Genomic DNA, 19,883 nt, shown 5'->3' on the forward strand with positions numbered 1-19,883 from the left:
TATTGTAGCATAAAGTGGTAGTAAGCAGGAAAATGCTAAGACCTACTCTTTCTATTATAAAAAGACCTCATCGGTCTTTTTAACAGTCAAATATTGTCATGGAGTTGAGCAATTCAGTTTTGAATTGCTCTTTTTTATAGGCCTGATAGGCAGGATTCTTTCTAACCAGATTGTAGCGTTTGGAGAGGTTCCAGGTACCGCTGGGGTTAAGTTCGGGGTTGTCGGAAACAAAGTTAATGGTTAGATCCCACTCCCTGATATATCCTAAGGGGTGAGAGTGGTAGTTGACTCCATCTAGAATCACATGGCCATAGGAGCGATGCTCATGTCCAAAAATTACATGGGCTACACCATACTTGGCAAAGAGATGATGAAATTTTTGGCTGCCTAGGAAGGCATTGAAGGGAGCAAATTTTGGATGGGTCATGGTGAAATCTTGGTGGGGCACGAAGTGCATGGCGACGATAAGGTCAGTGGTATCTAATTGCTTGAGCTGATTTTCAAGCTTGGTGAGAATTTTTTCGGTAATAGTAGGGTCATCTGCCTGCCGGTGGAGTCGACGGTCAAACCAAAAAGTTTGCTTACGGCGCAGGATTTTATCCATCGGTTCTTGGCTAAATGAGTAATCGTACCAACCATGAAAGGCTAGGAGTTGGCGGCTGCCCAAACTGTAGAGCTGAAAGTCCAATCTATCAACTTCCTCATCTGTCAAATCCAACATATCATGATTGCCCAGATTATAGGTAACTCTCAGGCTTTTTTGAAGTTCATTGATAAAAGGCAAGGAAATATCCTGATGGTGATTAGAAATATCACCAGCTAGGTGGAGGTGATCAATGTCTTTTTCCTGCAAAGTTTCCAGAAGGGTCTTTTTTTCAAAATCACCAAATTTATTAAGATCGATGTGGAGGTCGCTCATAATCGCTAGTTTTGTCATAGGTCTATTCTAGCAAAAAAATTTAAAAAGATAAGAAAGGTTGGCCTGAAAGTGAGAACGAGTCTTGAAAGCTGGCGTATTTTCCATTATGATAGACTTATGGATATTAAGGCAGAAATTCAAACATTAGCCAAGGATCTTGGTATTTCTAAAATTGGTTTTACGACAGCCGATGATTTTGCTTATCTGGAAGAATCCCTGAGGGCTTCAGTAGATGAAGGTCGAAATTCTGGTTTTGAGCACAAAAATGTTGAAGAGCGAATTAATCCTAAACTGAGTTTGGCTTCGGCAAAGACCATCATTTCTATTGCGGTAGCCTACCCTAGTCAGCTGCCAGTTCAGCCGCCTAAAACTCAGTACAAGAGAGGGAAGATTACGCCTAATTCGTGGGGATTAGATTATCACCGTGTTTTGAATGACAAGCTGACTCGTTTGGCTAAAGGAATAGAAGATCTTTGTGCGAATTTTCCTTTAGAACATAAAGCTATGGTAGATACAGGAGCCTTAGTGGATACAGCGGTAGCCCAGCGTGCTGGGATTGGCTTTATCGGTAAAAATGGTTTGGTTATTTCCAAAGAGTATGGTTCTTACATGTTTCTAGGTGAGCTAATCACCAATCTTGAGATTGAACCAGATAGTCCAGTTGACTATGGTTGTGGGGACTGCCGGCGCTGTCTGGATGCCTGCCCAACTGCCTGTCTACTTGGCAATGGCTCTATGGATGCCAAACGCTGCCTGTCCTTCCAAACTCAGGACAAGGGGATGATGGCAATGGAATTTCGCAAGAAGATTAAGACAGTTATCTATGGCTGTGATATCTGCCAAATTTGCTGTCCCTATAACAAGGGAATTCAAAATCCTCTGGCAACTCCGATAGATCCCGAACTGGCCTGGCCGGAGCTTTTGCCTTTTCTAGAGCTATCGAATAGCGATTTTAAGAAAAAATTTGGCGAGATTGCTGGTTCTTGGCGCGGTAAGAATATCTTGCAGCGCAATGTTATTATTGCTCTGGCCAATGCTCATGATAAAAATGCCCTTGTTAAGCTCATGGAAATTATTGATAAAAATAACAATCCTATCCATACAGCGACAGCTATCTGGGCCTTGGGAGAAATTGTCAAAAAACCAGACCAAGCTATTAAGGATTATATGAAGGCTCTTAATCCTCGAGATCAAGCTGCTAAAGAGGAGTGGCGTTTAGTTTGTATAAAATGGCAAATTTAAGGGCTTTGTGTTAGAATAAGAACAATTGTGGCTAACTTCTATTAAGGAGTTTAGCTTTCTGAATCTACAGAATGGAGAAAAATTATGGAAGTGGCTGAAATTCGCCAAAAAATAGTAGAAAATCAAGAGAAGTTGACTAGCTTCAGGAGGTCTCTTTGACCTCGATCGCTTAGAAGAAGATATTGCTCTTTTAGAAAATAAGATGACCGAGCCAGACTTTTGGGATGACAATGTTGCTGCCCAAAAGACTTCTCAGGAGCTCAATGAGCTCAAGCAAACCTACGATACCTTTAATCAGATGGAAGAACTCTCAGAAGAAACAGAGCTCTATCTGGAGATGTTGGAAGAAGACGCCAGTGTCCAAGAGGATTTGGAGGACACCTTGGCTAAGTTGGATAAGATGATGGCAAGCTATGAAATGACTTTGCTTTTGTCTGAACCTTATGACAACAACAATGCCATCTTGGAAATTCATCCAGGATCTGGAGGTACTGAGGCTCAGGATTGGGGAGATATGCTGCTGCGGATGTACCAGCGCTATGGAAATGCCAAAGGTTTTAAGGTTGAAGTCTTAGATTATCAGGCAGGGGATGAAGCTGGTATTAAGTCGGTGACACTTTCCTTTGAAGGGCCTCATGCTTATGGTCTTCTCAAGTCTGAGATGGGTGTTCACCGTCTGGTTCGGATTTCGCCCTTTGATTCAGCCAAGCGGCGGCATACTTCCTTTACATCGGTTGAGGTTATGCCTGAATTAGATGATACCATTGAGGTTGATATTCGCGATGAAGATATTAAAATGGATACCTTTCGTTCAGGCGGTGCGGGCGGACAAAATGTCAATAAGGTTTCAACAGGTGTTCGCCTGACACATATCCCAACAGGCATTGTTGTGGCTTCGACCGTTGACCGAACCCAGTATGGCAACCGTGACCGGGCTATGAAAATGTTGCAGGCGAAACTCTATCAATTAGAGCAGGAGAAGAAGGCCGAAGAAGTCTCTGCCCTCAAGGGTGATAAAAAAGAAATCACATGGGGCTCACAGATTCGCTCTTATGTTTTCACACCTTATACTATGGTCAAAGATCACAGAACTGGCTACGAGGTTGCTCAGGTAGACAAGGTTATGGATGGCGATATTGATGGCTTTATCGATGCCTACCTTAAATGGCGATTAGAAGAATAGAAAGGAAATTAAATGGCACTTATTGAACTAAATCGAGTCTCTAAAAAGTATGCTCATGGTTCGACTGCCCTGCGTGATATTACCCTCGATGTAAGAAATGGAGAATTCGTCTATATCGTTGGTCCTTCAGGAGCAGGGAAATCAACCCTTATTCGCATGCTTTATCGTGAAGAAGAAGTGAGCCGAGGCTCTATCAAGGTGGGACAATTCCGCCTCAACAAGATTAAAAAACGGCAGATTCCCATTTTGCGCCGCTCCATTGGTGTAGTTTTTCAAGACTATAAACTGCTCAACCATAAGACAGTTTATGAAAATGTCGCTTTTGCTATGGAAGTTATCGGCGAAAAACCGCATTACATTAGAAAGCGGGTTAAAGAGGTCCTTAGCTTGGTAGGACTTAAACATAAGGAACGCTCCTTCCCTAATCAGCTCTCTGGTGGGGAACAACAGCGGGTGGCTATTGCCAGAGCCCTCGTCAACAATCCTAAAGTGCTTATTGCTGATGAACCGACTGGTAACTTGGATCCAGAGATTTCTGAAGAAATTATGCAGCTTCTAGAACGCATCAATGAGCAGGGAACGACTGTCTTGATGGCGACCCATAACAGCAGTATTGTTAATACGCACAAACATCGGGTGCTGGCTATCGAAGATGGTAGGTTGGTGCGTGATGAAGAGGAAGGAGAGTACGGCTACGATGATTAGAAACTTTTTCCGTCACATAAAAGAATCTTTTGTCAGTCTCAAACGCCAGGGGTGGATGACCTTCGCAGCGGTTTCCTCGGTAACTATTACTCTGACTTTGGTAGGAATTTTTCTTGCAGTTTTGCTCAATATCAATAAGTTGGGGACTGATGTGGAAAATAATTTGACCATTAATGTTTATATGGAAACCAATGTTTTTGATGATTCCCCAAATAAGGCTGATGGGTCGGTCAATGAAAATTACCATGCCATTTACAACAAAATTCAAGAAATCAACGGCGTCAAATCCATCAAATTCTCGAGTAAAAATGATCAATTAGCAGATTTACAAAAGCAATATGGTGACGCTTGGTCTTACGATGAAGGCTCCAATCCTCTCTTTGATGCCTATCTTGTCAAGGTTAAGTCAGCCAAAGATATGAAAAGTATCTCTAAGCAAATCAAGGAAATTGAGGGGGTTAATGATGCTAACTATGGCGGTGTTGATACGGACCGTTTGACTGCTGTTGTTGGGAAAATTAGGACCTGGGGCTTGGCTGGTACAGTACTTCTGGTTTTGGTTGCTATCTTCCTGATTTCTAATACGATTCGTATTACTATTATGTCGCGTAAGGATGACATCATCATCATGCGTTTGGTCGGAGCTAAAAACTCCTATATTCGAACGCCGTTCTTCTTCGAAGGAGCTTGGGTTGGGATTTTGGGAGCTATTTTACCTGCTCTGATTGTCTATTACCTCTATACAATTACCTATAATCGAATCAATCCTTCCATGGCAGCTGAAAATCTCGGTCTCTATCCTGCTAATCCTTATCTTTATTATTTAATCGGTGGGCTCTTCCTAATTGGTATTGTCATTGGTTCCATCGGTTCTATGATTTCTATTCGTAGATATTTGAAAGCCTGATGGCAAAAGTCTGTTGAGATTCTAAAGTTCTTTATAGACTACGGTAACACTTATCTTCCTACTAATGACCAAAGGGTGAAATCAACTTTGCTTTTCAAGACCCAAATCGTTAAGACCAATCAAACGGTTTAAAAGTTTTGAGTGATAGCGGTAGTCGTCAACTTGCCTATCTCTTACTAAATTCAAAGGAAAGCACATTCGTCTTTCCTTTTTTTGTGTCGTGGGGAGTAAGATTAACTTCATCAGTTAAGATAGGGCAAGCGTGAGGATAGCTTTCCTGTTTTCATCACGAACTATAGTATTGTCAGCCGTTAGTGTTTTGAGATTGTAAAGCAGGCTTGAAAATTGAGCGGATTGGGAAGCTGATTTTTAGCGATTTTCTCCTAGAAGGGCAAAGGATAACACTAGTTAGTAATGAAAAACCTTGATTTATCAAGGTTTTTTATCTAAAAACGTTATTGTTCTCTGATTCAATTTATAGTATAATGGGGAAGTATTCTAAAAGAAAACTGAATAGAAGCTTTGTCTCATTTTCTATGTTTAGTCTTGATTTGCTTCTTTATGGGGCAAGAGTTACATTCTGATAGAAATGGAATATTCAAATGCCAACATCAGTTTTTTAAAATGATAAGGAGAATAACATGAACAAACAGGATTGGATTGAATATTTTGAGGCCATCAATGGTCGAACACCCTCAGAGGCTGAGGTGGCCCAAGGACTTGCGGCGGGAGAATTTGTGGCAGAAGATGTGGCAGCAGCTCCAGAACAAGTCCAACCAGTAGCGCCGCAGGAACCAGTTGCTCCGCAGCCAGCACAAGCAGCAAACTCAGCAGAGGCCCAAGCTGAACAAATGGCGCAAACTCAAGCTCCCATTCAGCCACAAGCAGGACAGGAGTCTGTTCAAGCAGCGGCTCCGCAAGATTTTGCAGAGGCTTCTGGTCAAGCACAAGCAATGCCGAGCTTTCAAAATCCTCAGGCCGATCAAGCCAGTCAATTTGCTCAGGTCCAACAAGGTTCAGTTCAAGCTGGTCAACCAATGTCAGGTCAATTTACTCAGCCAGGCCAAGTAGCACAACCTCAGCAACAAGTCTATTATCAACAAGGTCCAGACGGTCAAGTTCAAGCGGTTATGGCTCCAGCACCTAAGCAACCCAATCCACAAGTAGAAGCCTTTAAGAAAGGATTTAAGGATTACTTTGCCTGGTTCTTGAAAGGCTTCAAGAATCCTCAAGCTAAGGAAGAAGAGGCTCATCCTGTTTTTGGTTTGGTAACGATTGGTTTGGCTTCTTGGTTCATTTCATGGGGCTTAGTCAACTTCTTCCATAGATTATTGATGATGTTCCCTAATGCTACAGCTGATGGTGAAAGCTTTAAGGAAGCAGATCATGAAGCCTATAAGGAAATTGTAAATAGTATTTCTAGTCATTTTGGTTTTCTTAAGACTTTCGCATTCATCTTTATCTTCTTTGTCTTTTATGTCCTTGTTATGGGGGCACCTGCTATTTTTGATAAAGATAAGACCAAGACCTTCTTCAAAAAATTTGGTCAATATTTCTCTTATAGTCCAATTGTTTTGGTCTTGAATATCCTAGCGTTCTTCAGTAGTTTTATTGTTACGAACCAGTTAGATGTTGATACCTCAGCAATGGATGCCTTTGATACTTCTGATTCTTTATTTGGATCTTTTGGAATGTTTGCCAAGCTGGAACAAGCATTGCCAGCTCTTAAAACGATTACTGTTGGCGGAGGATTTGTGACCTTCTTTGTTATTCTTGGTCTTCTTTTCATCTTTGTGGCTCTGCTCAAAAACATTAATCTTTCTCTTAAGAAAGTTAACAATTTTTACATGTCAGTGCTAGTTGGTTTGGTGTTTGCCTTGGTTCTGTTCATCGTTTACAAGATTTCAAGTTCGATGATTATTGGTGGTTTAAGGGATATTCTCACAGAGTTATCCTCTAACTTTTTCTAATTGACAATACATTAGGTGCGACTATGGCTACGAAAGAAAGATGGACAGAATTATTTGAAGATGTTGTCGGCCGCAAACCTACGCCTCAGGAATTTATGGCTGGGAAAAAAGCTGACTTTTCACCTAAGGAGATTCGTCGAATTGCTGGCTTGGAAAGTATTGATGGGGTTATTACAAGCGCCCAAGCAGTTTCTCAGGACAGTGATGTTACACAGAAAGCGTTTGTCTCCGATTTAGCCGATCAAGATTTTTCGAAAACAACTGCAGGTCAGGAGAAAGAGCCCAGTCAGTCTGTCGAAAGAATGTCCGAAACAGGGATTCATCAGTCCAATTTATCTGAGCAGGATGATCTTGATAAATTGCAAAAAGATGCTTGGATTTCAGCCTTTCAGAAATATGTTGGCCGTCAGCCTCGGCCAGAAGAATTTTTAATCGGTAAGGCAGCAGGGTTTGATCTGACGAGTGTCAATCAGTTTTTAAATTCTAGTCCCAAGCCTGTTAAACCACCGATGGCGACTTGGAAAAAGTTTTTAATCGCTTTCGCCACCCTGGCCGTTCTAGCCCTAATCAGTATGATTGTTTACGGCAGTCATTATTATTCGCGTGACGCTGTGGCAAACCGCTATTTGGCTGTAGCTGGTAAAAATTTTAAACAGCAACTAACCTATGAAGTTTGGGCTGATAATAAAAAGGCTATCAAGGATTCGGACTTAAAATACACGAATCCCTCTAAAGTCTTCTCGAATACCAGTAAGTCAGATCTGATGAAGGGCTCCAATATGGTACAAGTGGGGCGTGAGTATCTCCTATTTCCTAAATGGAAAGTGGCTATTCAGCCTGTTTCAGCAAAGGTTTCAACGAACACTAAGGATTTGAAAATCAGCATTAATGATGTCAACTTTTCGACTTCTGATAGCGATAGATACAGTTCAACTCTAAAGCGCCTTTATCCTGGGACTTATGATTTTGTGGCAGCGGGCAAGGTTAAGGGTCAGACTCTTGAAGTCAGTTCAGAAAAGAAACTGAAACCCGATCATTCAAGTAACTCTCTGACAATTGCTCTTAATGTCAAGTACCTTAGTTTCACTGTCAATAGTAATTTGACGGATGGTGATGTTTATGTCGGCAGCAAGAAAATTGGGAGCATGAAAAATGGTCAATATTCTGCCTCGAAATTGGCGGTTACAGACAGCGCCTCGGTCTATGTTCAGAAGAAATTTAGCGATGGTACTAGTGTTAAATCAGACACTACATCAATTGAAGATATCAGTGATGGTGACAGCTTGAATTTAGATGCGGATGGTATCTTAGAGCGTGATACAGCAGATGACCTTATGACAGCTGCCTATAGTAAAATGGAAGATTACGCTGCTGATAATACGACACCGGATGATTTAACTGACATTTTCCAAGGTGGTACGGATAACAGCATGTATAAGGATCTCAAAGATATGATTGACACCAATACCATTAATGCTAAGGTTCGTAAGGCGGATAGTGTTACCTTTAGCGATGTCGATGTCACTAGCGTTACCCAAACCAGTGCGAAAAGTTATACAGTGAATTTCACAGTAGTATGTGATTTCTACTATGCTTATGATTCAGACCATGAGTCATCTGGTGATATTAAGGATAAGGTGTCATGGTCTGCGAAGGTAGATTATAATGATGGCCAGTCTGCTGATTCAAGCAGTGACAACGATGATTATGATGATGATTCTAGTTATGAGGATTACGCAGACTATATTATTACAGGTAAGAATGGTAATTCGACTAATATTAGTCGGGAAGATACTGTGAAATAAGGTAAAATGGGGGAGGAAAGAATTCAAAAATTGAAAATTTTGATTCCCACCCCGTTCTGGTTTTAAGGTGGTGACCTGAAACGGTCTCTTCCAAGACCATTTTGACACTTGCTTTGCAAGCTTTATTTCCCGATTAAAAAGGTCTTCCAGACCTTTTTAACCCACTCGCCGCATAACTCAAAAGGTCCGAGGGATCTTTTAAGGTTGGAAATAAGATGAACGATGGTCATCACATTCGTTTAGGTTTTCCGCTTTAGCCTTATGGCAAAAGGAAAACCAGTCAGCAATCACTGCGCCAATCTGGTAAATCTAGAATAATACTAACGAGTCTGGACTTTTGTCCCAGACTCACTTTATTTTTTGATCATTGATAATGTCAAGGCTGTTTTCCTGTAAGGACAAGGGGTCGCTGTCTTGTCTAGTAACTGTTGACTGTTTTCAAAAGTTTCCAGAAAAATTCAGGAAAATCAAACTTTTATGCTTCAAGCTATTTATTTTTTAGGTAAATGGGAGTATAATAGCTTCATATTAAATTTTAAAGGAGGGAAAGCTTATGAAGAAGAGCTTTATTCACCAGCAGCAGGAGATTTCTTTTGTCAAGAATACCTTCACCCAATACTTGATTGATAAGCTTGATGTCGTTGAAGTGCAAGGACCTATTTTGAGCCGGGTCGGGGACGGTATGCAAGATAATTTAAGTGGGGTTGAGAATCCTGTGCGCGTGAATGTCCTCCAAATTCCTGATGAAACCTATGAAGTTGTTCATTCTTTGGCGAAATGGAAACGCCACACCTTAGCACGTTTTGGTTTCAATGAGGGCGAAGGCCTCTTTGTTCACATGAAAGCTCTGCGCCCTGATGAAGATTCTTTGGATCAGATTCACTCAGTTTATGTTGATCAATGGGATTGGGAAAAAGTTATCCCAGATGGCAGACGTAACCTCGCCTACCTCAAAGAAACGGTTGAAAAGGTCTATAAGGCAATTCGTTTGACAGAGTTGGCTGTTGAAGCTCGTTTCGATATTGATGCAATCCTGCCTAAGAAGATTACCTTTATCCACACCGAGGATCTGGTTGAGCAATATCCTGATTTAACACCTAAAGAACGTGAAGATGTGATTGCTAAGGAATATGGTGCCGTCTTTTTGATTGGAATCGGTGGTATCCTGCCAGATGGTAAACCTCATGATGGCCGGGCACCTGACTATGATGATTGGACCAGCGAATCTGAATCGGGCTATCATGGTCTTAATGGTGATATTATCGTTTGGAATGACAGTCTAGGTCACGCCCTTGAACTCTCCTCTATGGGAATTCGTGTCGATGAAGATGCCCTTAAGCGTCAGGTTGAAATCACCGGTGACCAAGATCGTTTGAAATTGGAATGGCATAAGTCCCTCCTTAACGGTCTCTTCCCTCTGACCATCGGTGGCGGTATTGGTCAGTCTCGCATGGCTATGTTCCTCTTGCGTAAAAAACACATTGGGGAAGTCCAATCCAGCGTTTGGCCAGACCAAGTCAGAAAAGACTTTGATAACATTCTATAAAATGAAGAGCGAGTGGGTTAGGAAAACCTGCTCGCTTTTTTGCTATAATAAGAAGGCAGCAAGAGGTCAGAGGAGATGTTGTAATGATATTTGAAAGTCAATATTTTAAACGTAGAACCGTGAATGTCCAAAAATTATTGGATTTTGGCTTTAAAAAAGAAGGAACTGACTATCGTTATAATCGTGCTATTATGTCTGGGGATTTTCAAGCTCAAATTCTAGTGACTGAGGAGGGTCAGGTGTCCGGTCGACTCATGGATACCGACCTTGATGAAGAATACACGGCTATTCATGTCATCGGTCAAACCGGATCCTATCTAGGTCAGGTCAGGGAAGCCTATGGGGAGCTGCTTCAAGAGATTGCGGATGCCTGCTTTGAAGCCACACCTTTTGACCTACCTCAGACCAATCGTCTGGCCCAACATTTAAAAGATAAGTTCGGCGATGATTTTGATCATCCTTTTGCCAAGTATTCGCAATATGCTTCTTTTCGTCACCCGACTAACAATAAATGGTATGCTCTGGTCTTTCCTCTCAAATTAGACAAATTAGATAGTGAAACCAAGCCTCTAGTAGGATCAGATTTGGATCGGGAAGCTGAGGTTGTCAATATTAAAATTGATAAAAGACTCTTAGATGAGCTTTTGGAAAAGCCAGGCATCTATCCTAGTTATCACATGAACAAGCAGTCGTGGATTTCCCTGATTATGGACGATAGTCTACCAGATAAGGAACTTTTTGAGCTGGTGGAGGCCAGTCGTGCTTTGGTTGGTCCCAAGTCCTTTAAGGCCGAAGAAGGGCCGGACTACTGGCTGATTCCAGCTAATCCCAAATACTATGATATTGATGCCGAATTTGCCGTTTCAGATACCATTCATTGGACTCAGAAGGCCCAGATTAAAAAAGGGGACTGGGTTTTCATCTATATGACGAGTCCCATTCAGGCGGTTCGTTATGCTTGCCAAGTTTTAGCTAGCAATCTCCCCAATGAAGGCTATCGGGAAGGGTCAGATATCAAGGAGTTTATGACCATCAAGCGGGTCAAGACTTTTGCAGATCGAGAGTTTCCTCTGCCAGTCCTCAAGGAATCTGGAGTCAAGGCCGTTCGAGGGCCTAGACGGATGACCAAAAAATTGATTGATAAGATTAAAGTGAAACTCTAAGAGAGTTGGGGAAAAAGGAGACAGACAGAAGGCCTGTCAATCAGAAGTTCAAATAGTTAACAGATTATTGTGTTCGTGAGGGGAGAAAGAAGTGCTGCTCGCAATTCTTGTAGCCAGACTAAAAAAATTCGAGCTGGATTTTAATCCTTTATGGATTGTGAAATTTTGCTATAATAGCTGTTATGAGAATTATTGCAGGAAATTTTGGCGGTCGTACGCTTAAAACCTTGGAAGGACAAACTACTCGGCCAACCTCAGATAAGGTCAGAGGAGCTATTTACAGTATGATTGGTCCCTTCTTTGATGGGGGGCGTGTCTTGGATCTCTATGCTGGCAGTGGCGGTCTCTCCATTGAGGCTATTTCCCGAGGTATGGAGCAGGCCGTTTTAGTTGAACGGGATAGACGGGCCCAGGCTGTCATTGAGGCTAATATCAAGATGACTAACACCCAAGATCAGTTTCAGCTAATTAAGCGAGATGCTAAACAGGTCCTGCCAACCTTGAGGGGCCAGTTTGATTTGGTTTTGCTGGACCCCCCCTATGCTAAGGAAGAGATTGTTCAGACGATTCAACAGCTTCAAGACTATGACTTGCTTGCACCAGCTGCTATGATTGTTTGTGAAACTGACAAGGCAGTTGTGCTGCCAGAAACTATCAATGATTTAAAAATTTGGAAACAAAAAATATATGGAATTAGTAAGGTGACAATTTATGTCAAATAAGATTGGCTTGTATGCAGGCTCTTTTGACCCTGTGACAAATGGTCATTTAGATCTTATCAAGCGGGCTAGCCAGCTCCTTGATCAGCTATATGTAGGCATATTTTATAATCAGGATAAGGCAGGCTTCTTGCCGTTAGCCAAGCGTCAGGCTTTGCTGGAAGAAGTGGTTAAAGACCTTCCTAATGTTTCTGTCCTGACTTCGCACGACCAACTGACTGTTGATGTAGCTGAATCACTTGGGGCAACGATTTTGGTAAGAGGGCTTCGCAATGGTCAGGATTTGACCTATGAAGCTAGTATGGACCATTTTAACCATGATTTGGATCCGAAGCTAGAAACCATCTATCTTTTAGCTCAGCCAGATTTATCCTATGTTTCATCGTCAAGAATCCGTGAGTTGACGTATTTTGGCGCTGACATTCGGCCCTATGTTCCAGAAGTCGTGGCTTTAGAATTGGAGAAAAAATATGATGGTAAATAAGGCAGCAAGTCAGGTCAGTCCCCAAAAAGGGAGTTTTGTTAAACGCTTTAAATGGTGGCTGATTGGCGGTTTTGCCCTCTTGGCTCTGGCCTTCTGTTTTATAGTTCCTCTCCCTTATTATGTTGAAGCTCCTGGTGGTGCCTTTGATATTAATCAGGTTATGACGGTTAATGGCAAGACTAATAAGGATAAAGGTTCTTACAATTTCGTAGCGGTCGAAGTTCGGCCGGGGACAGTTGTTAATCTCGCTTATTCTTGGTTCAATAAAGACACAACCGAGATTGTTTCCAAGGAAAAGATAACCGGCGGTGCTAGCACCAAAGACTATGAACTGATGAATCAGTACTATATGGAAAATTCCCAGAATACGGCTGTTTATCAGGCCCTCAAGCTGTCTGGTAAAAAGGTTAATTTAGACTATAAAGGTGTCTATGTCCTTAATATCGCTGACAATTCAACCTTTAAAGGCATTCTCGATATTGCTGATACTGTGACAGGTATCAATGGCAAGAGCTTCAAATCTTCTAAGGAATTGGTCAAGTATGTCACTGGTCTTAAATTAGGGTCCAAAGTCACTGTCCAATATACCAGTCAAGGTAAGAAGGAGTCGTCCAAGGGTAAAGTGGTCAAGCTAAAAAATGGTAAAAATGGTATCGGGATTACCCTGACCGATCATACCGAAGTTAGCTCGCCTGAAAAGGTTAAGTTCTCCACCCAAGGGGTCGGCGGACCTAGTGCGGGTCTTATGTTTACCTTGTCCATCTATGATCAACTCAATAAGGAAAATCTGCTTAAAGGACGGATGGTTGCTGGAACAGGCACTATCGAGCCAGATGGTTCAGTCGGTGACATCGGCGGTGTTTCACAAAAGGTTGTTTCTGCTGATAAATCGGGTGCTGAGATTTTCTTTGTTCCCGATAACCCTGTGACTAAGGCGGATAAGAAATACTATCCTCAGGGAAATAACTATCAAGAGGCCAAAATGATGGCTAAGAAGATTGATAGCAAGATGAAAATTGTCCCTGTCAAGACAGCTCAGGAGGCTATCGACTATCTAGAAAAAACCAAATAAAAGTGAGCAACTGTCCGGGAAGGAGCAGTTGCTTTTGCTGTCAGCAGAGCTCAGGAGGTCTAGTAATCAGCATTTCAGTATTACAAAATGTCCAAAATAGTGTATAATATAAAGGTTCTAAGCTATTTAAAATCATAATAAAAAAGAAAGGAGCCCCATGCGAAAAGATATTACCCCTGATATGCTTAATTATAATAAGTTCCCAGGGCCCGAGTTTGTCTATTTTGATAATCAGGTTCGTTCGGAAGGTATCGAGTTAGAGCTGGTTGATAATTATAAAGACGGCTTTAAACTGGAAAATTTTCAGCAGCGTTTTTCACGTATTTTACTTAAATATGATTATATCCTTGGGGATTGGTCCAGTGATGAGCTCCGTTTGCGGGGGTTCTATAAAGATGAGCGAGTCGTAAAAACAGACAGCAAAATCAGTCGTTTGGATGACTACCTTAAGGAATATTGTAATTTTGGTTGTGCCTATTTTCTCTTAGAAAATCCAGAGCCAAGGGAACCTAAACAAGAAGAAGAGAACTGGCCTCGCCGCAAACGGGATAACCGCAAACGTCGCTCTCGTCAGAAGTTCAAGCAGGATTTTAAGAGGCATGAGCAAGATAATTCCTATAAGCAATTCAATCAAAGGCGTCATAAGTCGGGGCCAGATAGCAGAAGGCGTGACGATAAGAATCAGAACCAACATTTCACCATAAGAAAGAAGGGCAACTAAGATGGCAGCTACTAGCAAGAAGGATCAAGAAAATACAGAAATGAAACCATCAATCTATAGTTTGACGCGAGACCAATTGATTGACTGGGCTATGGCACATGGTGAGAAGAAATTTCGGGCGACACAAATTTGGGATTGGCTTTATAAAAAGCGGGTGCAGTCCTTTGAGGAAATGACCAATATTTCTAAAGACTTTATTGCTGTTCTCAAGGAAAATTTTGACTTCAATCCCCTTAAGCAACGCATTGTTCAAGAGTCTGCCGATGGTACTATTAAATATCTTTTTGAGTTGCCAGATGGCATGCTGATTGAAACGGTGCTTATGCGGCAGCACTATGGCCTGTCTGTCTGTGTAACAACTCAGGTTGGCTGTAATATTGGCTGTACCTTCTGTGCCAGCGGTCTGATTAAGAAGCAGCGGGACCTCAACAATGGAGAAATTACAGCTCAAATTATGCTGGTGCAAAAATATCTGGACGACCAAGGTAAAGGCGAAAGGGTCAGCCACGTAGTGGTTATGGGAATTGGCGAACCTTTTGACAACTATGACAATGTTATCCGCTTCCTAAGAACTATCAACGATGATAATGGTTTGGCTATCGGGGCTCGTCATATCACCGTTTCCACCTCTGGTTTGGCTCATAAGATCCGTGATTTTGCTAATGAAGGGATTCAGGTCAATCTGGCCGTTTCTCTTCACGCTCCTAATAATGAGCTGCGCTCGAGCATCATGCGTATCAATCGTTCTTTCCCGCTGGAAAAACTTTTTGATGCCATTGAGTACTATATCGAAACGACTAACCGTCGGGTGACTTTTGAATATATTATGCTTAATGAGGTTAATGACAGTCCTGAAAATGCTCAAGAACTTGCTGATTTGACAAAATCTATTCGCAAGCTCTCTTATATCAATTTGATTCCTTATAATCCGGTATCCGAACATGATCAGTATAGTCGTTCAAGCAAGGAGCGTGTGGATGCCTTCTACGATGTTCTCAAGAAGAATGGTGTTAACTGTGTCGTTCGTCAGGAACACGGAACAGACATTGATGCGGCCTGTGGTCAGCTGCGGTCTAACACCATGAAGCGAGATCGCCAAAAAGCAATGGCAAGGTAGCTAAAGATGGCTAAGTTTATCAGGAGATTCTTTGATGAAGAGGCGGAATTGACAAATTTAGGAGATAAGTTAGTTTGGTTTCTGCTGGCAGGGTATTTTCTCTGCTTGCTCTATCTCTGTTTTTGTCCCCAACCAATTGGTTTAGAAGGTGTTGATACCCCAAATATTCATTATTGGGGACGGGTGCCTTATTTGCTAGTGCCCTTCAATTCTTTTGTTTCTATCGGCAAGTTAGATACCTTTAAAAAACTTTTCTGGGTCATCGGGCAGAACTTTTCCAATCTGTTCCTGTTGACCCCGCTGGTTTTGGGCCTATTGTCCTTGCGTCCGGATTGGCGGCGTTGGTCCAAAGTTTTGTTAATGAGTTTTGGCATGAGTCTGAGTATTGAAACGACCCAGATTATTATGGACTGGTTTTTCAATGCCAATCGAGTCTTTGAAATTGATGATCTTATTTTTAATAGTCTGGGCGGATTGCTTGCCCTCTGGCTGGTGCCTGTGGTAAAATTCTTTATAAAGAAAGTAAGAAATTAACAGCTCGTTCTGGGCTTTGATAAACATAAGAAAGGTTGGGAAATCTTCCCAGCCTCTTGTTATGGTTAAATTTTTTCAGATGGCAGACTGGACAGGTTGTTTCTCCACGTGGAAAAATGTAAACCGTCCAGTCCCCATTACAGCAATCAATTTTTGAAGGAAATAGCATGATTATAAAAAAACTCTGGTGGTTCTTCCGGCAGGAAAAGAGCCGCTATTTAATTGGGATTCTTTCCCTCAGTTTGGTTAGTGTCCTTAATCTGATTCCCCCAAAAGTCATGGGGCAGGTTATCGATTCCATTGATGCTAAAAATCTGACACTGAGTTCGCTTTTGACCAAACTGGTCATCCTCCTTGCAGCTGCCTTGGGCATGTATCTCTTACGGTTGATTTGGCGGTTCTATTTACTTGGGACCTCTTATCGGCTTGGGAAAATTCTTCGCAGTCGCCTCTTTGAGCACTTTACCCAAATGTCTCCCTCTTTCTTCCAGAAGTATCGGACCGGGGATTTGATGGCTCATGCTACTAATGACATCAACTCTCTGACTATGTTGGCTGGAGCGGGGGTCATGTCGGCAGTAGATGCGTCAATTACGGCTTTAGTGACTCTCTTTACCATGTTCTTTACGATTTCTTGGCAGATGACCCTGATTGCTATCCTTCCTCTGCCCCTGATGTCTTTAGCTACGGGTCGTTTGGGTCGCAAAAATCATGAATCTTTCAAGGCTTCTCAGGCTGCTTTCTCGGACCTCAACAACAAAGTTCAAGAGAGTGTTTCGGGTATCAAAGTAACCAAGTCCTTTGGTTATCAAAACCAAGAGTCGGATTCATTTGCTGAGACTAACCAGAAGACCTTTCAAAAGAACCTAGTCAGTATGCGGTACAATAGCATGTTTACTCCCGTCACTATGCTTTTTGTTGGGATGTCTTATGTTTTGACCCTCTTGGTCGGCTCCTACCTGATTACAGCAGGGACAGTCACAGTTGGTAGTTTGGTTACCTTTATTACTTATCTGGACATGTTGGTTTGGCCCCTTCAAGCTATTGGTTTCCTTTTTAATATCAGTCAGCGAGGAAATGTTTCCTATGACCGGATTTCTAAACTTTTGGCGGAAAAGAGCGATGTTCAAGAGGCAGACCAGCCGCTTGCAAGTATTGAAAATGGCTCGATTACTTATGCGATTAATAGCTTTAGCTATGATGATGATGCAACCCTGAAAGATATCCATTTCGAATTGGAAAAGGGTCAGACTCTAGGCCTGGTCGGCCAAACAGGTTCCGGTAAAACCACTCTCTTGAAATTGCTCTTGCGAGAATACGATGTTACAGATGGCTTTATCAGCCTTAATGGTCATAATATCAAGAATTATCGACTCTCAGACCTCCGCAGTCTAATTGGTTACGTTCCTCAGGATCAATTTCTTTTTGCTCTGTCCATCTTGGAAAATATTCGTTTTTCTAATCCAGATTTGACTTTAGACCAGATCAAGGAAGCCGCTAAATTGGCTCAGGTCTATGATGATATTACAGCCATGCCAGATGGTTTTGACACCTTAATTGGTGAAAAGGGAGTTTCTCTTTCTGGCGGTCAAAAACAGCGGATTGCCATGGCTCGGGCTATGATCATGGATCCTGAAATTTTGATTCTGGATGACTCCCTATCAGCTGTTGATGCTAGGACGGAGAATGCTATCATTGATCACCTTAAGGAAACTCGTCAGGGCAAGACTACCATGATTACGGCTCATCGCCTCAGTGCAGTGGTACACAGTGATTTGATTTTGGTTCTGCAGGATGGTCAGATCATTGAACGGGGGCGTCATGAAGATTTGCTGGCTCAAGACGGCTGGTATGCAAGAACTTACGCTTCACAACAATTAGAAATGGAAGGAGGAGAGTATGGAAGTGAAACCAATGAGTCAGTGGCAGACTTTTAAACGCCTGATGGCCTACCTAAAAAACTACAAATGGTTGACCAGCTTAGCTCTTATCTTTCTTCTCCTGACAACGGTCGTTCAAACTCTCATTCCTTTAGTGGCCCGTTATTTTATTGATCACTATATCCAAAATGTTAGTCAGACGGCGCTAGTCATTCTAGTTGGTTACTTTTTGCTCTATGTATGGCAAATGATTTTCTCTTATGTGGGGAATTACCTTTTTGCTAAGGTAGCCTATTCTATTGTTCGGGATATTCGTCAAGATGCCTTTGACAATATCCAGCGCCTGGGGATGGTTTATTTTGACCAGACCCCTGCAGGTTCTATTGTCTCTCGGCTGACGAATGATACCGAGGCCATTAGTCAGATGTTCACTGGGATTCTGTCCAGCTTTATATCAGCCATCTTTATCTTTACAACCACCCTTTATACCATGATTGTTCTGGATATTCGTCTGACTATTTTAGTTGCTTTCTTTCTACCCTTCATCTTTATTTTGGTTGATCTTTATCGTAAAAAATCAACCAGCGTGATTGAGGCCACACGGGCCCGACTCAGTGATATCAATACTAAACTATCTGAATCCATTGAAGGAATCCGGGTTATCCAGGCTTTTCGGCAAGAAGAACGACTTAAGGGTGAATTTGAAGCAATCAATTCCAGTCACTTAGCCTTTGCCAATCGCTCGGTTCTGCTGGATTCTATCTTCCTAAGGCCGGCTATGTCCTTGCTCAAATTGCTGGGTTATGCGGTCCTTATGGCCTATTTTGGACTAACTTGGCAAAGCATCGGCATCACAGCTGGACTTATGTATGCCTTTATCCAGTATATAAATCGTCTCTTTGATCCTCTGATTTCAGTTACTCAGAACTTCTCGACTCTGCAGACCTCTATGGTTTCAGCTGGTCGGGTCTTTACCTTGATTGACCGTGATACTTATGAGCCTAAACAAGCTAACCGAGATTTGCAGGTGACTCAAGGGAATATCGAATTTAAACATGTTAGCTTTTCCTATGATGGCAAGCGGCAGATTCTCGATGATATCAGCTTTAACGTCAAGAAAGGCGAAACGATTGCCTTTGTCGGGCCAACTGGTTCAGGAAAATCTTCTATCATTAATGTTTTCATGCGCTTCTACGAATTTGAATCAGGACAGGTTCTTTTAGACGGTCATGATATCAGAGACTATTCACAAGAGGAGCTTAGACAGTCTGTCGGCTTAGTCCTACAGGATCCCTTCCTCTATCATGGAACCATTAAATCCAATATTCGGATGTATCAGAATATTTCTGACCAAGAAGTTAAGTCGGCGGCAGAATTTGTCGATGCTGACGACTTTATTGAAAAGCTACCTCAGGGCTATGATGAACCCGTAACCGAAAGGGGTTCAACCTATTCAACAGGGCAGCGTCAGCTCCTAGCCTTTGCTAGAACAGTTGCTAGCCAGCCTAAGGTTTTGATTTTGGATGAAGCAACAGCTAATATTGACTCGGAGACCGAGGATGTTATCCAAAATTCCCTCAGGAAGATGCGACAAGGGCGGACGACCATCGCCATCGCCCATCGTCTTTCTACCATCCAAGATGCCAACTGTATCTATGTCTTGGATAAAGGTCGGATTATTGAAAGCGGTAATCATGAAGAGCTTCTAGCCAAACGAGGAACCTACCACCGTATGTATCAGTTACAAGCAGGTATGATGGACTAGATCGATATAACAGTAAGAAAGTCGAGCAATCAAACTCGGCTTTTACTGTTTTTAATCGTTAACTCAACCTTGAACTTTAATAGTAGTAGGAGAAGAAGCTTATTCTGAAGTGGACAGAAAAAAACGTTCCTCGCTGTTTTTACGAAGAACG

17 protein-coding genes are annotated in these 19,883 nt (G+C 42.1%); 16 read left to right on the top strand and 1 reads right to left on the bottom strand.

The window, feature by feature from the left end:
* Positions 1 to 79: 79 nt before the first annotated feature.
* A complete protein-coding gene (locus ACFSN5_RS02965; protein WP_165209370.1) occupies positions 80 to 937 on the bottom strand; it encodes a metallophosphoesterase in 858 nt (285 codons plus the stop codon).
* Positions 938 to 1,036: 99 nt separating this feature from the next.
* Here ACFSN5_RS02965 and queG point away from each other — a divergent pair, with 99 nt between their 5' ends.
* The 16 genes from queG to ACFSN5_RS03045 all read left to right on the top strand — a co-directional run bounded on the left by queG (position 1,037) and on the right by ACFSN5_RS03045 (position 19,732).
* Positions 1,037 to 2,161: a tRNA epoxyqueuosine(34) reductase QueG gene (queG, locus tag ACFSN5_RS02970; protein WP_165209373.1), complete on the top strand. Its 1,125-nt coding sequence runs from the start codon at positions 1,037 to 1,039 to the stop codon at positions 2,159 to 2,161.
* 84 nt (positions 2,162 to 2,245) lie between these two features.
* Positions 2,246 to 3,344, top strand: a protein-coding gene (gene prfB / locus ACFSN5_RS02975) for a peptide chain release factor 2 (RefSeq protein WP_165209376.1) whose coding sequence is annotated in 2 segments (ribosomal slippage) — positions 2,246 to 2,317 and positions 2,319 to 3,344 — 1,098 coding nt in all. Because the reading frame shifts where the segments join, the coding sequence is not laid out codon by codon here.
* 12 nt (positions 3,345 to 3,356) lie between these two features.
* Complete coding sequence (ftsE, locus tag ACFSN5_RS02980) at positions 3,357 to 4,049, top strand: cell division ATP-binding protein FtsE (RefSeq protein WP_003048823.1); 693 nt, start codon at positions 3,357 to 3,359, stop codon at positions 4,047 to 4,049.
* Positions 4,042 to 4,956, top strand: coding sequence for a permease-like cell division protein FtsX (gene ftsX / locus ACFSN5_RS02985; protein ID WP_165209379.1), 915 nt, complete (start codon positions 4,042 to 4,044; stop codon positions 4,954 to 4,956). Before ftsE ends, ftsX begins: the two co-directional genes overlap by 8 nt.
* 641 nt (positions 4,957 to 5,597) lie before the next feature.
* On the top strand, positions 5,598 to 6,926 hold the full coding sequence (locus ACFSN5_RS02990) for a hypothetical protein (RefSeq protein WP_165209382.1): 1,329 nt from the start codon (positions 5,598 to 5,600) through the stop codon (positions 6,924 to 6,926).
* 23 nt (positions 6,927 to 6,949) lie between these two features.
* Positions 6,950 to 8,731, top strand: coding sequence for a zinc ribbon domain-containing protein (locus ACFSN5_RS02995; RefSeq protein ID WP_165209385.1), 1,782 nt, complete (start codon positions 6,950 to 6,952; stop codon positions 8,729 to 8,731).
* A 553-nt stretch (positions 8,732 to 9,284) separates the two neighbouring features.
* Positions 9,285 to 10,277: an aspartate--ammonia ligase gene (asnA, locus tag ACFSN5_RS03000; RefSeq protein WP_165329165.1), complete on the top strand. Its 993-nt coding sequence runs from the start codon at positions 9,285 to 9,287 to the stop codon at positions 10,275 to 10,277.
* Between the two features lie 83 nt (positions 10,278 to 10,360).
* Positions 10,361 to 11,440 carry an MmcQ/YjbR family DNA-binding protein gene (locus tag ACFSN5_RS03005; protein WP_165209391.1) on the top strand — a complete coding sequence of 360 codons (1,080 nt, stop codon included), beginning with the start codon at positions 10,361 to 10,363 and terminating at the stop codon, positions 11,438 to 11,440.
* Positions 11,441 to 11,622: 182 nt separating this feature from the next.
* A complete protein-coding gene (gene rsmD / locus ACFSN5_RS03010; protein ID WP_165209394.1) occupies positions 11,623 to 12,162 on the top strand; it encodes a 16S rRNA (guanine(966)-N(2))-methyltransferase RsmD in 540 nt (179 codons plus the stop codon).
* Positions 12,152 to 12,643 carry a pantetheine-phosphate adenylyltransferase gene (coaD, locus tag ACFSN5_RS03015; protein WP_165209397.1) on the top strand — a complete coding sequence of 164 codons (492 nt, stop codon included), beginning with the start codon at positions 12,152 to 12,154 and terminating at the stop codon, positions 12,641 to 12,643. The genes rsmD and coaD overlap by 11 nt, the downstream gene beginning before the upstream one ends.
* A complete protein-coding gene (locus ACFSN5_RS03020; RefSeq protein WP_165209788.1) occupies positions 12,633 to 13,715 on the top strand; it encodes a SepM family pheromone-processing serine protease in 1,083 nt (360 codons plus the stop codon). Before coaD ends, ACFSN5_RS03020 begins: the two co-directional genes overlap by 11 nt.
* A 157-nt stretch (positions 13,716 to 13,872) precedes the next feature.
* Complete coding sequence (locus ACFSN5_RS03025) at positions 13,873 to 14,436, top strand: YutD family protein (protein ID WP_165209399.1); 564 nt, start codon at positions 13,873 to 13,875, stop codon at positions 14,434 to 14,436.
* A gap of 1 nt (position 14,437) precedes the next feature.
* Positions 14,438 to 15,553, top strand: coding sequence for a 23S rRNA (adenine(2503)-C(2))-methyltransferase RlmN (gene rlmN / locus ACFSN5_RS03030; RefSeq protein WP_165329164.1), 1,116 nt, complete (start codon positions 14,438 to 14,440; stop codon positions 15,551 to 15,553).
* A 6-nt stretch (positions 15,554 to 15,559) separates the two neighbouring features.
* Positions 15,560 to 16,087, top strand: a complete 528-nt coding sequence (locus tag ACFSN5_RS03035; RefSeq protein ID WP_165329163.1) for a VanZ family protein — start codon at positions 15,560 to 15,562, stop codon at positions 16,085 to 16,087.
* 167 nt (positions 16,088 to 16,254) lie between these two features.
* A complete protein-coding gene (locus tag ACFSN5_RS03040; protein WP_165329162.1) occupies positions 16,255 to 18,024 on the top strand; it encodes an ABC transporter ATP-binding protein in 1,770 nt (589 codons plus the stop codon).
* Positions 17,987 to 19,732, top strand: coding sequence for an ABC transporter ATP-binding protein (locus ACFSN5_RS03045; RefSeq protein ID WP_165209408.1), 1,746 nt, complete (start codon positions 17,987 to 17,989; stop codon positions 19,730 to 19,732). Before ACFSN5_RS03040 ends, ACFSN5_RS03045 begins: the two co-directional genes overlap by 38 nt.
* Positions 19,733 to 19,883 lie beyond the last annotated feature (151 nt).

Source organism: Streptococcus tangpeifui (assembly GCF_044503215.1).
In the GTDB taxonomy this organism is placed as follows: domain Bacteria; phylum Bacillota; class Bacilli; order Lactobacillales; family Streptococcaceae; genus Streptococcus; species Streptococcus tangpeifui.

Coding starts and splice junctions, on each gene's coding strand:
- ftsX (WP_165209379.1), top strand. CDS start 4,042: ATGATTAGAAACTTTTTCCGTCACATAAAAGAATCTTTTGTCAGTCTC.
- ACFSN5_RS03020 (WP_165209788.1), top strand. CDS start 12,633: ATGGTAAATAAGGCAGCAAGTCAGGTCAGTCCCCAAAAAGGGAGTTTT.
- ACFSN5_RS02995 (WP_165209385.1), top strand. CDS start 6,950: ATGGCTACGAAAGAAAGATGGACAGAATTATTTGAAGATGTTGTCGGC.
- ACFSN5_RS03035 (WP_165329163.1), top strand. CDS start 15,560: ATGGCTAAGTTTATCAGGAGATTCTTTGATGAAGAGGCGGAATTGACA.
- ACFSN5_RS02990 (WP_165209382.1), top strand. CDS start 5,598: ATGAACAAACAGGATTGGATTGAATATTTTGAGGCCATCAATGGTCGA.
- asnA (WP_165329165.1), top strand. CDS start 9,285: ATGAAGAAGAGCTTTATTCACCAGCAGCAGGAGATTTCTTTTGTCAAG.
- ACFSN5_RS03040 (WP_165329162.1), top strand. CDS start 16,255: ATGATTATAAAAAAACTCTGGTGGTTCTTCCGGCAGGAAAAGAGCCGC.
- ACFSN5_RS03005 (WP_165209391.1), top strand. CDS start 10,361: ATGATATTTGAAAGTCAATATTTTAAACGTAGAACCGTGAATGTCCAA.
- ACFSN5_RS03025 (WP_165209399.1), top strand. CDS start 13,873: ATGCGAAAAGATATTACCCCTGATATGCTTAATTATAATAAGTTCCCA.
- ACFSN5_RS02965 (WP_165209370.1), bottom strand. CDS start 937: ATGACAAAACTAGCGATTATGAGCGACCTCCACATCGATCTTAATAAA.
- queG (WP_165209373.1), top strand. CDS start 1,037: ATGGATATTAAGGCAGAAATTCAAACATTAGCCAAGGATCTTGGTATT.
- ACFSN5_RS03045 (WP_165209408.1), top strand. CDS start 17,987: ATGGAAGTGAAACCAATGAGTCAGTGGCAGACTTTTAAACGCCTGATG.
- rlmN (WP_165329164.1), top strand. CDS start 14,438: ATGGCAGCTACTAGCAAGAAGGATCAAGAAAATACAGAAATGAAACCA.
- coaD (WP_165209397.1), top strand. CDS start 12,152: ATGTCAAATAAGATTGGCTTGTATGCAGGCTCTTTTGACCCTGTGACA.
- rsmD (WP_165209394.1), top strand. CDS start 11,623: ATGAGAATTATTGCAGGAAATTTTGGCGGTCGTACGCTTAAAACCTTG.
- ftsE (WP_003048823.1), top strand. CDS start 3,357: ATGGCACTTATTGAACTAAATCGAGTCTCTAAAAAGTATGCTCATGGT.